Origin of the sequence: Oxynema aestuarii AP17, assembly GCF_012295525.1 — a bacterium.
In the GTDB taxonomy this organism is placed as follows: Bacteria; Cyanobacteriota; Cyanobacteriia; order Cyanobacteriales; family Laspinemataceae; genus Oxynema; species Oxynema aestuarii.
Genome location: NZ_CP051167.1, coordinates 5,187,307 through 5,201,317, shown reverse-complemented (window position 1 = coordinate 5,201,317; position 14,011 = coordinate 5,187,307). Strand labels below are relative to the sequence as shown.

Sequence of the window (14,011 nt, the reverse complement as noted above, 5' to 3'; positions counted from 1 at the left end):
AGGAAACGGGGGCTGTATAGATGCACCGTGCCGTCTCAGGGTCGATACGACCCGTTACGGAGCCTATAGTAGAGGGGGACGCCATCAACATTCTTAGGGGAGAATTGGCGTTGCTGTGGCTCCCCTCTGCGATCGGGCGGCTTCAATGACCATCAGGGAAATGACTCGGCTGTCTATTTTGCCTCAATTTCGATTCCGCTTGAGTTCGATTCAACCGTGGATGACCCGACAGCGTAGAAGCTGGATTGGCGCCAGTTTTATTGCCGGATCGATCGTCTTGTTGCGCTGGGGGGGCGCGTTGCAAGGGGGAGAACTGGCGACGTTGGATCTGGGGTTTCAACTGCGACCGACGACGGCGAAAGACCCGCGCATTCTCGTCGTCGGGATTGACGAAGAAGATTTACGCGCGATCGCCCGATGGCCCATTCCCGATCGCGTTTTAGCCGAGGCGTTGTGGAAACTGCAAGGGCGATCGCCGCGCGCTATCGGCTTGAATTTGTTTCGCGATCTCCCTGTCGAACCCGGTTCGGAGCAATTACAACGCGCTTTTGAAAATATACCTAATTTAATCGGCGTCGAAAGTTTGCCGGATGGCGAAAACTCCTCGGTGGATCCCCCGAACGGCTTGGGCGATCGCGTCGGCTTTAATAATGTTTTAGTCGATCCGGACGGTAAAGTCCGCCGCAATCTGCTCTTTTGGCGCAATCATGGCAAAACTCACGAAAGTTTTGCCATTTATTTAGCCCAGATCTACTTACACGGTGAAGGAATCGAAGCTAAGCGTCACCCGTCGGATCCGAAGGCGATTCGATGGGGACGCACCGTGTTGCACCCTTTTATCCCGGACAATCGCATTTATCGCGCGGACGATCGCGGCGGATATCAAGTTTTAGCTAACTTTTATCCCCCAGACCGTTTTACCATCGTTTCCCTCTCCGACGTACTCGAAGATCGCGTTCCCGCCGACTGGATAAGCAATCGCGTCGTGGCGATCGGATTTACGGCGCGCAGTATCAAAGACTTGTTTCAACTTCCCCACAACGGTTCCCCTTTACACCGTTATCCGGCGGAGGTTTACGGGGTCGAACTGCAAGCCAATTTTATCGCTCAACTGCTCGCTGCGGCCCTCGACGGGCGATCGCCGACGCTCTCGATCTTGCCCAATTGGGTCGAAGGACTCGCCATTTGGGCGATCGCGGGGTTGGGGACGACTTTAGCTTCCCGCCATCGCTCTTTCGGGAGATCCTTGCGCTATTTTGGCGTCGTTCAAGCCGCGATCGCACTGATTTGTTATCTCGCTTTTCTTTATAGTTGGTGGTTGCCTTTATTTCCCCTCACTCTGAGTTGGTTGAGTTCCACTTGTTTGACGATCGGCTATCGCCTCCACCGCGAAATCGAACTGAAAAAAACAAAGGACTTTTTAGATAAAATCCTCTTAAGTATTCCCGACCCCATCTTTGTCAAAGACCGACAGCATCGCTGGATTATTTTAAATCCAGCTTTTGCCGAATTAATCGGTTATCCGTTAGAACAATTAATCGATCGCCGCGATCGGGATTTTCTTCCCTTCCACGAAGCCGAGCAATTTTGGCAGCAAGACGAGCGGGTTTTTCTCACGGGCAATGCTTACGAAACCGAAGAAACTTTGACCGATTCTTGCAATATCGTTCACTGGATTTCTACGAAACGTTCCCTGCATCGAGACCCCGGCGGCAATTATTTACTCGTCGGCATTATTCGCGAAATTACCGAACGCAAACGCCGCGAAGATGAGTTGAAATTAACCGCCGACCGACTCGCGGTGTTTAATGAAGAGTTAAAACAGTCGGTTTATTGCGATCCGCTTACTGGACTGCCCAATCGCAAGCGCTTTTACGATTGTCTTTCTCAGGCTTTGGATCTGGCGGCGATGCACAATCAGATCGTGGCTTTAATGTTTCTCGATTTAGATGGGTTTAAACAAGTTAACGACGGTCACGGTCACGATATCGGCGATCGCCTCCTGCAAGGGGTTGCCGCCCGGTTAAAAGGTTGTTTGCGGACTCAAGATACGGTTTCTCGTCTGGGAGGCGATGAATTTACGGTGATTATCCCCGCAATTCACCATCCCAAAAATGTCGCTCAAGTGGCGACTAAAATAATTGCGGCGGTTGGCGAGAGCTTCGCGATCGAAAATTGCGATATTCAGGTTGGAGTGAGTATCGGGATTAGTTTATATCCGTTTCACGGAGAAGTGGTGGATGAGTTGGTCAAAACTGCCGATATGGCGATGTATCGTGCCAAGCAGTCGGGCAAAAATTGCTATTGTTTTTATTCTTTACAATTTGATGTTTAAGAATAGCGGTACATAACTAAAATAGTTTCTGGCTTAAAAAGTCATATAAAGTCTTGAGAAGTATTTCAGCATTTCACAGATAAAATAATACCAATTTTCTTGCTCAAAAAACACCCAATTAACTCCTCAAGAAATCTGCTTTTTTTCCGGAAAGCGAGAAACCATTGGAGTAAAGCGCTCATGTCAAACGTCAGAAGCAACGACGAGCGCGATCGCTTCCGTGACGATTTACTTGAGCCATTTGGGTGTTATGCTGAGTCAACTAAAAACTACGGTCTACATTGCCTTTTCCCTCGGACTTGTCTTAAATTTAGGGATGGTAGCAGGGGCGATCGCCCGAGGAAATGTGGAGGTTGAAACTGGCGTAACTTTAGCGAAAGGATATTATCCAGAAATCGACGAAGAATCGCCTAGAGGAACCAAACCCGGGGGGGCGAGATGGAGTGAAGAACGACCCCAAGATTGGCCGCTTTTATAATTTTTTCGATCTGAATTTAATTTTTGCCAAAGTTTCGAGTCCGTCCGTGCTGTCGGTTTAAAATATCGGGCGATCGCCATTAGTAGCGATCGCCTTTTTCATGTCCATTTAAGCGATTAAGTCGCCGCACTCATCTCGGGAAATTCCACGCGAGTCCCCCCTAAACCACAATAGCCATTCGGGTTTTTCGCCAAATATTGCTGGTGATAAGCTTCGGCGTAATAAAAGTCCGGGGCGTCGATAATTTCCGTGGTAATCTCACCGTATCCGGCAGCCGAAAGCGCAGTTTGGTAAGCATTGCGCGAGGCTTGGGCCAGTGTTTTCTGTTCGTCGGAATAGGTGTAAATTCCGGAGCGATATTGAGTTCCCACGTCGTTTCCCTGACGCATTCCTTGGGTCGGATCGTGACTTTCCCAGAAGACTTTAAGCAAGGTTTCGTAACTGACGACGTTGGGGTCGAAAACGACGCGAACCACTTCATTATGTCCGGTCATCCCGCTACAGACCTCTTGGTAGGTAGGGTTGGGGGTCAATCCGGCAGCATAGCCCACTGACGTGCTGTATACGCCGTCTAATTGCCAAAATTTGCGTTCGGCGCCCCAAAAGCAGCCGAGACCGAATAAGGCCAATTGTAAGCCTTCTGGGAACGGCGGTTCGAGGGGATTGCCGTTGACAAAATGACGGTCGGGAACGGGCATTTTTTCCGATCGCCCGCTCAAAGCTTCTCCGGGTTTCGGTAGGGTGAGCTTTTTACCAAATCCAAATAATCCCATAATCATTGGCGCCACGAAGGCGATCGCTAACTTCATATTCCTTAACCATTATGAAGGGGCGATCGCGCTGTCGCAGTGGGGACGACCGAAACTTCCCGGGAAAACGAGCCGTTAGCGGTGCTTATTCGTGCTGATTTTTGCTTATTTTTTCTTATTCTTAAAATAAGCTTCCATGACTTCGCGGGCGATCGGTGCGGCGAAGGAACCGCCGCCGCCTCCGGTATTTTCGCCAAAGACCACAACGACAATTTCCGGCTTGTCAAACGGCGCGTAACCGCCATACCAGGCATGAGACAGGCGCGGCGGATCTTCTGCAGTTCCCGTTTTTCCGGCATTGGGGGGCAAGGTCGTCACGTTGAGGGCGCCTCCCGTCCCGGCGATCACCACGTCGCGCAATCCGGTGCGTAAAATTTCTACCGTTTCCGGTTGCAACTCCAGCGACTCGCGCCAACTCTTACTCTCTTCGTCGTCTTTGAGTAAGTGGGGTTTGACCTTGTAGCCGCCATTAGCGGGAACGGCGGTCATGATCGCCACTTGCAGGGGACTGGCCAACAAAAAGCCCTGACCGATGGACATGTTAATCGTATCGCCCAAGAGCCATTCTTCGCCAATTTCTTCGCGTTTCCAGCGATCGTCCGCCACCAACCCCGCCGCTTCTTCCGAGGCTAATTCGATGCCTGTTTTCGAGCCGAAACCAAAGCGGCGAGTCCAATCGATCAGGATTTCGCCGCCAATCCCCATGGCAATTTGATAGAAAAACGTGTCGCTACTCCACGCCAAAGCGCCGACAAAACCCAACGGCCCGAACCCGGCGCGGTTCCAGTCCCAAAACTTAATCCCGCCTGCCTGCACGTAAGGATAGGTCGGTAAAACCGTATAGGGAGAGTATTTCCCGGATTCGATCGCCGCCGCCGTCGTCACAATTTTAAACGTACTCGCCGGGGGAAATCCCTGAATCGCCCGATTGACGAAGGGATGGCCTTCTCCTTGCAATTCGGCCCAACTGCGATCGCTGATGCGTCCGGAAAACACGTTCGGATCGAACGCCGGATAGCTCGCCATCGCAAACACTGCACCATTGTTGGGATCCATCGCCACCACGGCCCCTTTGTAATTGCCGAGGGCTTTTTCTGCGGCTTTCTGCAACTCTAAATCGATGGTCAGGTGAACGTCTTGTCCGGCTTTGGCCGCTTTTTCGCCGAGGGTTCGCAGAATTTGACCCGTGCTATCGACTTCGACTTCTTGACCGCCCCATTCCCCGCGCAATTTCTTTTCAAAGGCGGCTTCGACGCCCATTTGACCGATAATATCCCCGAGTCGGTATCCCCGTTCCTTGAGGGTGGTCAGGTCGCGATCGTTGGTTTCTCCGGTGTAACCGAGGATGTGAGCGGCGCTTTTATTGTGGGGATAGTAGCGAATCGCTTCGACATCGACTTTCACCCCTTTGAGTTCCACGGCGTATTCTTCTAAGGCGGTGGCGTGTTCGGCGCCCAATCCTCGGGCAACCCGCACCGGGAGGGGAGATTCGTAACCGACTTTTTCGAGGCGCTCTTTTAATTCGGCTTCGGGAATGTTGAGTAGCTTTGAGAGTCGTTTGAGGGTGGCGGGCCACTCGTGGGGTTCTTGTTCTAAGGGCCAGAGAAAGACCGCCCGCGAGAGGCGCGAACTGGCGAGCAGTTTGCCGTTGCGATCGAAAATATTGCCCCGTCCCGGTTGTTTGGGTAACAGCCGCACTCGGTTATTTTCGGCCTCTTGTCGGCTCTGTTCGGTTTGATACAACTGCAAGTAGGCCAAGCGCGAACCAATTCCGATCAACATCATCAGGGTGACGATTCCCATCACGACTAAAGCTTGTGAACTTTTCCCGACGTTGCGATTAACCGAGCGAGAAGAGACAGAGGAAAATGGCGTTAAAGTCATAGAATGGCGCAATCCCTAAATTTGAACAATGAGTGTGGCAAATCTGGCCGAGTTCGAGCCGCTCTCGTTGGCTCGATCCTCACTTTCCAGAATCAACCTGGGCGATCGCGGGGTCACTTGAGGAGGAGATGTTATTACAAAGCTGTCCGATACAATTCGTGAACTTTAAAATTTTAGCCGCTCTTGGTATTTTTCCCGAAAAAAAGTTAGAGATTGCCGCGATCGCGCCGGGAGCAATCTTGAAAAGGTTTCAGTTTTTCGAGTCAGTGCTGTTAGTAATTTTAGCAAGGCACCGCGATCGCCGCCGCTTGTCTCCAAACGCGATCGCAGCGCGAGTCAGAGCGATCCCTTCCCTGAAAGCGGCTACTTTTCCCGACAATTCAAGTTAAAATCGCCCCTTCCATCAACCGTTTTAACGTTTGTTCTAACTTCACTTTTAATAACGGCCAGCGTTCTAAGGTCGGGTCTTTGGCGATCGCCCGTCCCGCCGCATCCCGCGCCAAAACCAGCACTTCTTGGTCTTGGGTCAAACTCGCCAAGGCAAAATCCGGTAACCCGGACTGACGGGTTCCCAACACTTCCCCCGGTCCGCGCAACTGCATGTCCATTTCCGCAATTAAAAACCCATCTTGCGACTGCGCCATCACGTTCAAACGCTGACGAGCTTCTGCCGTTGCTTTCGGATGGGTCATCAACAAACAGTAGGAGCGATCGGCCCCCCGTCCGACCCGACCGCGCAACTGGTGCAACTGCGACAATCCAAAGCGTTCGGCATTTTCAATCAACATCACCGTGGCGTTGGGAACGTCCACCCCGACTTCGACCACCGTGGTAGAGACTAAAATCTGGGTGCGACCTTCCCGAAATAACCCGATCGCCTCTTCTTTTTGCGCCGAAGTCAGCCGTCCGTGCAGCAATCCCACCTGAAAGTAAGGAAACACAGATTCCTGCAAGCGCTCGTATTCTTCGATCGCCGATTTCAAATCCAACTTTTCCGATTCTTCCACCAACGGCAACACCACGTAAGCCTGACGCCCTTGGGCCAATTCCCGACGAATTAACTCGTAGGCGTCCGGGCGGTCTTTCGACCCCAACACCGTCGTTTGAATCGCCTGCCGACCGGGGGGCAACTCGTCGATCTGACTCACATCTAAATCCCCGTGTAAAGTCAGCGCCAAGGTGCGCGGAATCGGCGTGGCGGTCATGCTCAACACGTGGGGCACGCCGTCCACCCCTTTCTGACGCAGTTTCGCCCGTTGACCGACCCCGAAGCGGTGTTGTTCGTCGATCGCGATCAGCCCCAAGCGATGAAAGGTCACTTTTTCTTGAATCAAAGCGTGAGTTCCCACCAACACGGGCAATTCTCCCGTTTCCAGTTGGGCGTGAATCTGGCGGCGTTTGCTGGTTTTGGTCGAACCCGTGAGCAGTTCGACTGGGAGATGGAGCAAGTTGAGCCAGTTGACTAACTTTTGATAATGCTGTTCGGCTAAAACTTCCGTCGGGGCCATCAACGCCGCCTGATATCCCGCTTGAATCGCCGCCAAGATGGCGACGACGGCGACCACGGTTTTACCGGAACCGACATCCCCTTGAACCAGGCGGTTCATCGGTTCGGGCTTTTCTAAATCGTTGAGGATTTCGCCGATAACGCGCTCCTGAGCCCCGGTGAGGCGGAAGGGAAGCAGAGAGTAAAATTTTTCGATCAGTTGGCCCTGACGGGGCAGAACGACGCTTTTTTGATTGGTTTTGGCGCTCTGACGGCGGTGCAGCAGCCCGAGTTGGAGGTAAAAGAATTCGTCGAAGACCAGGCGCTGGCGGGCGGCATCGAGGATGTCGCGATCGCGCGGAAAGTGGATATTGGCGATCGCCTCCCCCAATTCCATCAAGCCGTATTTTTTACGCAGCCCTCCCGGTAAGGGATCGTTCAGGTGGGCGATCGCGGGCAGGACGGCGTTGACGGCTTTGCGAACTACATCGGCTCCCACCCCTTCGGTGAGCGGATACACGGGGACGACTCGCCCCACGTTGAGCGATTCGATCGCCCCGCCTTCCCCGTCGAGCACTTCGAGTTGCGGGTTGTCTAAGGTAATGCCGTATTTATTTTTTTTCACCCGTCCGGAGGCGGCGACGACGGCCCCGAGGGGAAAGGCGCGTTTTTGCATTTCTTGCCAGCCGCGCGATCGCGATCGGTAGCCGGGAAAAAAGCGACTGATTTTGATCTGTCCCGTCGCATCTTTGAGCACTAATTCAAAAATCGTCAGTTTGCTATTGCGCGGGCTCGAAAAGCAGTTGCAGCGTTTGACCGTACCGATCGCCGTCACCGTTTCCCCGGGTTCGAGTTCGGCGATATTCACCTGGCGGGCGTAGTCGATATGGTCGCGCGGATAGTAATACAGTAAGTCGGCGACGGTGTAGAGTCCCAATTTCGCGAGGCGATCTCCCGTCTTCGCTCCGATTCCCGGGACTTGGGTCAAGCCGCGATCGGGCGCGATCGCACCACGCGGCGCACGACGAGGGGCGACGGAACGACTCGCCGCCGGAGCGGGGGCCCCCCTCGGCCCCGGAGAGGTCACGGCTGCCGAAGGCGATCGCGTGCAGATCCGTTCCATATCGAGCAGAAATTTACGGGTTTCTTCCACCAATTGCTCTCGACTTTCCCGGCTCAGCTCGCCGTAGCGTCCGAACTGGGCTGCCAAGCCCTGCCAGCGCCGAATTTCTGCCCCCATCAGCTTGTCCTGGGGCGGTTCGCTCAAACTGGCGTGGAGGAACTCGCTAAAGCGATATTCTTTGCCCATCAGGTTGACAAAGCCGCGCGTGGCTTCGATGGACAGTGCTTTTTGCAGTCTTCCCCAATCCGGCAGTTCTACAGCCACGGCATCGACCTCCTAATCGGCTCCCTCGTCGAACCAACTCGCCCGCCATGCTGCCTCGGCTCGGGCGACGGCCCGCTCGCGATCGCGGGTGCGATACTCTCGTTTGAGGGTGTTGAGGCGATGGAGGAGATGGCGAATTTGATGTCGCGCCGCCATCACTTGGGCGTCGCCTAATTCGATTTCGGACAGTCTCAGTTGAACGGCCACGATTTGCAAAGGTTGGGAACGCTTGCGCTTCTTCCCTCGCAACTGCTGCATTTCTTCGGGGGTTTCCGCTTCGACGGTCAGGTTTAAAAGGTTGGGAACTCCTACCCCACTGTCGCTCCCGGGAACTTTGGCGGCGGCTTCGAGCAGCATCGGCGGTAATTTGGGCGGCAAGATCCCAAATTCCTGTAAGGCTCGATTGATTTGGCGCGAGCCGTCCTGCAATTGTTGCGCGATCGCCCCTTCGAGATGTTCTTGCCATCGGGCGACGCTCTCCGGTTGCTCGAATTGATAGTTTGGGGTTTCCTCGACCCGTTCTCCCTCGGCCCGTTCTTCCTCGGCCCGTTCTTGCTCGACCCGTTCTTCCTCGGCCCGTTCTAGTTCTTCTTCGGGACTTAGGGCGCTTTCTGGCTCCTCGGCTTCCTCTACGTCGAAAGTGTCCGCCCCTGCGGCATCGGGCCACTCGGCTTCGAGATCTTCGAGAGATTTCGCGTTACTCAACGCTTCGAGCAGTTCGCTCGGATCGGGCAATTGGGAGAGCAAGCGCGTGGCGAGCAGGAGGTCGGGAACCACGGCGAGCCGACTGCGCGCTTCGGAGGCAATGGTTCGGATTTTGCCTTGCAGTTGTTGGCGGCGATCGAGGGTTAATTCGAGAAAGGCTTCGGGATTGCCGTGGGTGCAGATGTGATAGGTCGCCACGATCGCCTGTCCCCGCACGGCTTCTCCGAGAACTTTTAAATACCCTTCGTAGGTTTGCTGTAATTCCTCGGCGATCTCTTGCGAAGAACTCTCTAATTTTTCAATATCTCGCTCGATGCGATCGAGAGGTCTGACCATAAACGTTCCACACTTGTATCAATGTTGCGCGAAGGGCGATCGGGTCTCTTGTTCAGCTTAGCGCCTGAGACAGCAAAAGACAGGCCAGATTTTTGAAGTTGACCTGTCTTGTTGCCGACCCGTGCTTTACTCTCCGTTCGGCGTGGATTCCGTTAGAGAGTTACTCGCGCCTTCGTCGCGTCTAAGCTTTGCCACCTGTTTGAGCGGCGACTTCATCGGCAAAGTTGCTTTCTTCTTTTTCGATGCCTTCGCCTAAGACAAAACGAACGAAACGGCGGATTTTAATGTTTTCACCGAGTTGGGCGATCGTTTGTTTGATCAGCTCGGCAACGGTGATGTTTTGGTCTTTGATATAGGGTTGATCTAACAAAGACAGCTCTTTGAGGCGCTTTTCGATCCGACCGACCACAATTTTTTCCCGAATATTTTCGGGTTTGTTGGCGAGGTCTTCGCGACCCATTTCGATTTTTTTCTCGTTTTCGGTGAATTCGGCTGGAATGTCCTCGACGCTGACGTATTCGACGTTGGGACAAGCCGCAATTTGCATGGCAATATTGCGAACGAGGCTTTGGAATTCTTCACGACGAGCTACGAAGTCGGTTTCGCAGTTGACCTCGACGAGAACGCCAATGCGACCTCCCGTGTGGATGTAGCTGTCTACGAGTCCTTCGGCTGCTACCCGACCCGCTTTTTTATCTGCCGAGGCGATGCCTTTCTGGCGCAACCACTCCATCGCCTTGGCCATGTCGCCGCCGTTTTCTTTGAGCGCCTTTTTGCAGTCCATCATTCCGGCGCCAGTCTTTTCGCGTAGTTCTTTGACAACTTTTGCAGATATGTCCGCCATCTTGCCTGTATTCCCACTCTATTGACAGTTTTCCAGACTGAACGATCTGGAGCGCGAGTCTTGGGTCTCCATCATCGTCAAAGGTTACCGATGCCGAATTCTCAAGGATTCGGGTGCGGTGGTCGAGGGTTGCCCCTCGTTGAATCCCTCGATGCTTACGGGGGAGATCTCCAACCGAGGGCTATTTTACCAACAAGCTGCGGCCCCTCGCGAATCGGCGAGACTTGTCTGGTTGGAAGTCCGCCCGGGAGAAAGCCGCGTCAATGGCTTGCGGTAGGGCGATCTCCTGAAGGGGGCGATCGCAGACGGCACAACAAATCTCACTCTATTTTCAAAGATCGATTTATCGTCCGCTTGAGGAAAGACGTTCGGCGCGTTTAATCGTCGCTGTCTTCGTCTTCGTCCTCGTCTTCGTCTTCTTCGTCCTGGTCCTCGTCCTGGTCTTCGTCGTCGTAGTCTTCATAATCTACGTCGTCGGGTTCGTCATCCCCGTCAGACGAATCCAGTTCTCCATGACGCCCTTCGTAGATGGCATCGGCGAGTTTGCCGATAATCAACTTAATCGAACGAATGGCGTCGTCGTTCGCCGGAATCGGAATATCCGCCACGTCCGGATCGCAGTTGGTATCCAACAGGGACACGATCGGAATATCGAGCTTTTGACATTCCTGCACCGCGTTATATTCCCGGCGTAAATCGACTACGACCACGATATCGGGAACTTTACGCATCAGTTTGATGCCGCCTAAATATTTCTGGAGTTTGGCTAACTCCCGACGCAACATCGAGCGCTCTTTCTTCGGACGCAGGTCCATCGCGCCCGTTTCTTCCAGTCGTTCTAATTCTTTGAGTCGGTCAACCCGGGTTTTGATCGTCGTCCAGTTGGTGAGCATTCCTCCCAACCAGCGTTGGTTGACGTAGTAGGCTCCACAACGGGCGGCTTCTTGGGCAATAATCCCCGCCGCTTGCCGCTTGGTTCCCACAAACAACACTTTTTGACCTTTTTCCGCCGCCGTCCGCATGTAATCGTAAGCTTCTTCGATTAACTGGGCCGTTTGGACTAGGTCGATGATGTGGACGCCGTTGCGTTCGGTGAAGATGTACGGCGACATTTTCGGATTCCAACGGCGCGTTTGGTGGCCGAAGTGAACCCCGGACTCTAATAGCTGGGCTAAAGAGACGACTGCCATAAGGTTAGTAACTCCTTGAAGTTCGGGTTAATCCTCCATCCGAGCGGATTTCCAGTCGCCAGCGCCGGAAACACCCGAAGTCCCGGATGTGCGAGATTAGACAACTTTCCTAGGGTAACACGAAATGGCAAGTTTACCGTTTTAACAATGGGAGCGGGAATTCCCCGATTCTACCGAAGGTGAATCGTGGGATGAAAGCGACTCTTCGGCAAATCAGTTATAATCTTATCATCTGGCTATATCGGCGATAATGTTCAAGGCGTACAAATACCGCATCTATCCAACCCCCGAGCAACAAGCGACTTTAGCCAAGAGCTTTGGTTGCTGTCGTTGGTATTGGAACTATGCGTTAAATTTGTGCCAAGAGACTTATCGAGCGACCGGAAAAGGTTTATCAAGGGGTTATCTTCAGGGATTATTACCTGCCCTCAAAAAGGAACACCCTTGGCTTAAAGAAGATGTCTATTCCCAATGCTTGCAAGTCGTGGCGTTGAACTTATCAACCGCTTATCGAAACTTCTTTGAGAAACGGGCAAAATTACCCCGATTCAAATCCAAGCAGGGAAGGCAATCTATCAGTTATCCTCAAAATGTTAAGTTTGAGGGAAATTACATCAAACTGCCTAAAGTTGGGTTAGTGCGTTGTCGTCAGCATCGAAGTTTTGAGGGAAAAATCAAAACTGTAACCCTCTCCAAAAATCCAGATGGTAAATATTATGCTTCAGTTTTGGTAGAGGGTAAAAAAGAACCTCCCCTCCTCTCAACTGAAGGAAAAGCAATTGGCATTGATTTAGGGCTGACCGATTTTGCAATTACCAGTGAGGGGTCGAAATATAATAATCCCAAGCATTTTGATAAACACGCGCGAAACCTAAAAAGAAAACAGCAAAAACACGCTCGAAAAAGGAAAGGCAGCAACAACCGCAATAAATCGCGGGTAAAAGTTGCCAAGATTCACACCAAAATAAGTCGCTGTCGTGAAGATTTTCTCCACAAGCTATCCCGTAAGATAGTGAACGAAAACCAAGTGATTGTGGTCGAATCCCCCCTAACCCCCCTTAATAAGGGGGGAACTAAAGGGGGGATAGGCATGGTTCGCAATCACAAACTCGCCAAAGCGATTAGTGATGTCGGTTGGGGGATGTTTTGTACGATGTTAAAGTACAAGGCTGAATCAGAAGGAAAAGTGTATCTAGAAGTCGATCGATTTTTTCCTTCTTCTAAAACTTGCCATGCATGTCTCAATCAAATCAAAAGCTTGTCTCTTGATGTAAGAAGTTGGACTTGCGAACATTGCCAAACTCGTCATGACAGGGATATCAATGCCGCCATTAATCTCAAAAATGAAGGCTTACGGATATTAGAGTTAGGAACTCGCTCTACTGCCCTTGGAGGGGATCTAAGACGAGGTGGTAGAACTTCAGTTCTATCTAGCGCAGTCCCCAGTGAAGACGGAAGCCGCTATTGTAATCTTTGATTCAATAGCGGTAGTTCACTTTCCGGTTTCATGAAATGAGCTGGGTTGGCAATGGTTCATTTCCGCTTGTTGGTGGCTCGTTGGCGGGCAAAGGTGGCATGGTAGGCGGCATAAACTGCTTGGACGTTATACCAATTTAAAAAAATTCGAGAGAGTTCTAAGGCAATTTGAGCGTGACCGCGATCGATCGCCCATTGCAACAGTCCCGCCATCGATCGCTCGTTCAAGCGTCCTCCCAAAGACAGCACTCCCCACAGTACCCGATGCAACCAAGTCATTTGAATCATCATTTTAACGTCCCAGGTGGGATGTTTTTGATAGAATAAAACCCCCATTCTGCCGCGTTCGATTTCGCGGTCGATCGCCCGAGGCAAATCGTCGAGGCAAAAGGGCGGATGCCAGTGGTAGCCGACGGCTTGCGGACATTTAACTAATTTCAATCCCAATTGTTTTTTGAGACGGACGCCGAGTTCTAAATCTTCCCAGCCGTACTGTTGAAACCGAGGATCGAATCCGCCGACGGCATCCAACCATTTACGGGCGATCGCCACGTTTCCCGTGGCAAAATAAGCTGCCGAAAAATCCGTAATTTTATAAGGTTCTGCGGTAGGATTGTCAAAGTTATTCGTATTAATAACGCGCCCGTAAGTAAACAGGCGATCGCTGCCCGAGCGAACTGAGGCGGCGTGGAGTGCATCGAGGTGGGCTTGCAAAAAATGCTCGGTGACGACCAAATCGCTATCGATAAAGACGATCGTTTCTCCAGTGGCTTTTTCTAAGCCCAAATTCCGGGCGGCAGCCGGACCGCGATGGGATTGAGAAAAACAGCGAACGTGAGGATAGCGATCGCGATTCGCTTCTAAATAGGCGATCGTCTCGTCTGTGGACCCGTCGTCTACGACGATGACTTCATAATCGGCAACCCCCGACTCCGAAACGGTTTGAGCTTCCAAAGCCGCGAGACATTTTGCTAAAATCGGGCGGCGATCGAACGTTGGAATAATTACGCTGACCAACACAGTTTCATCCCTAATTTGTGAACGACTGACAGGAGCGATTGTCCTGGGGAGACCCTTCGCG

General features: G+C 52.3%; 11 protein-coding genes. 4 read left to right on the top strand and 7 right to left on the bottom strand.

What is annotated here, in order from left to right; genetic code table 11:
- Positions 1-145: 145 nt before the first annotated feature.
- Both HCG48_RS20830 and HCG48_RS20825 read left to right on the top strand, forming a co-directional pair.
- Positions 146-2,335 (top strand): CHASE2 domain-containing protein, encoded by a 2,190-nt coding sequence (locus HCG48_RS20830; RefSeq protein ID WP_168570883.1) that lies wholly within the window; start codon positions 146-148, stop codon positions 2,333-2,335.
- A gap of 250 nt (positions 2,336-2,585) precedes the next feature.
- Positions 2,586-2,813, top strand: coding sequence for a hypothetical protein (locus HCG48_RS20825; protein ID WP_168570882.1), 228 nt, complete (start codon positions 2,586-2,588; stop codon positions 2,811-2,813).
- A 116-nt stretch (positions 2,814-2,929) separates the two neighbouring features.
- Here HCG48_RS20825 and msrA read toward each other — a convergent pair whose 3' ends face one another.
- Positions 2,930-3,586 (bottom strand): peptide-methionine (S)-S-oxide reductase MsrA, encoded by a 657-nt coding sequence (gene msrA / locus HCG48_RS20820; protein WP_168571993.1) that lies wholly within the window; start codon positions 3,584-3,586, stop codon positions 2,930-2,932.
- Positions 3,587-3,727: 141 nt separating this feature from the next.
- A complete protein-coding gene (gene mrdA / locus HCG48_RS20815) occupies positions 3,728-5,506 on the bottom strand; it encodes a penicillin-binding protein 2 (RefSeq protein ID WP_168570881.1) in 1,779 nt (592 codons plus the stop codon).
- Between the two features lie 158 nt (positions 5,507-5,664).
- Here mrdA and HCG48_RS20810 point away from each other — a divergent pair, with 158 nt between their 5' ends.
- A complete protein-coding gene (locus HCG48_RS20810; RefSeq protein WP_168570880.1) occupies positions 5,665-5,895 on the top strand; it encodes a hypothetical protein in 231 nt (76 codons plus the stop codon).
- Here the strand turns inward: HCG48_RS20810 and recG are convergent.
- The 4 genes from recG to rpsB form a co-directional block, all read right to left on the bottom strand.
- Positions 5,887-8,379 carry an ATP-dependent DNA helicase RecG gene (recG, locus tag HCG48_RS20805; RefSeq protein ID WP_168570879.1) on the bottom strand — a complete coding sequence of 831 codons (2,493 nt, stop codon included), beginning with the start codon at positions 8,377-8,379 and terminating at the stop codon, positions 5,887-5,889. The two genes, HCG48_RS20810 and recG, sit on opposite strands and share 9 nt — an antisense overlap.
- 12 nt (positions 8,380-8,391) lie before the next feature.
- Positions 8,392-9,420 carry a hypothetical protein gene (locus HCG48_RS20800; RefSeq protein ID WP_168570878.1) on the bottom strand — a complete coding sequence of 343 codons (1,029 nt, stop codon included), beginning with the start codon at positions 9,418-9,420 and terminating at the stop codon, positions 8,392-8,394.
- 181 nt (positions 9,421-9,601) lie between these two features.
- Complete coding sequence (tsf, locus tag HCG48_RS20795) at positions 9,602-10,264, bottom strand: translation elongation factor Ts (protein ID WP_168570877.1); 663 nt, start codon at positions 10,262-10,264, stop codon at positions 9,602-9,604.
- Between the two features lie 377 nt (positions 10,265-10,641).
- Positions 10,642-11,454, bottom strand: coding sequence for a 30S ribosomal protein S2 (rpsB, locus tag HCG48_RS20790; protein ID WP_168570876.1), 813 nt, complete (start codon positions 11,452-11,454; stop codon positions 10,642-10,644).
- Between the two features lie 250 nt (positions 11,455-11,704).
- Here rpsB and HCG48_RS20785 point away from each other — a divergent pair, with 250 nt between their 5' ends.
- Positions 11,705-12,931, top strand: a complete 1,227-nt coding sequence (locus tag HCG48_RS20785) for an RNA-guided endonuclease InsQ/TnpB family protein (RefSeq protein WP_168570875.1) — start codon at positions 11,705-11,707, stop codon at positions 12,929-12,931.
- Between the two features lie 56 nt (positions 12,932-12,987).
- Here the strand turns inward: HCG48_RS20785 and HCG48_RS20780 are convergent, their stop codons facing one another.
- Positions 12,988-13,950 carry a glycosyltransferase family 2 protein gene (locus HCG48_RS20780; RefSeq protein WP_210437099.1) on the bottom strand — a complete coding sequence of 321 codons (963 nt, stop codon included), beginning with the start codon at positions 13,948-13,950 and terminating at the stop codon, positions 12,988-12,990.
- Positions 13,951-14,011: the final 61 nt, after the last annotated feature.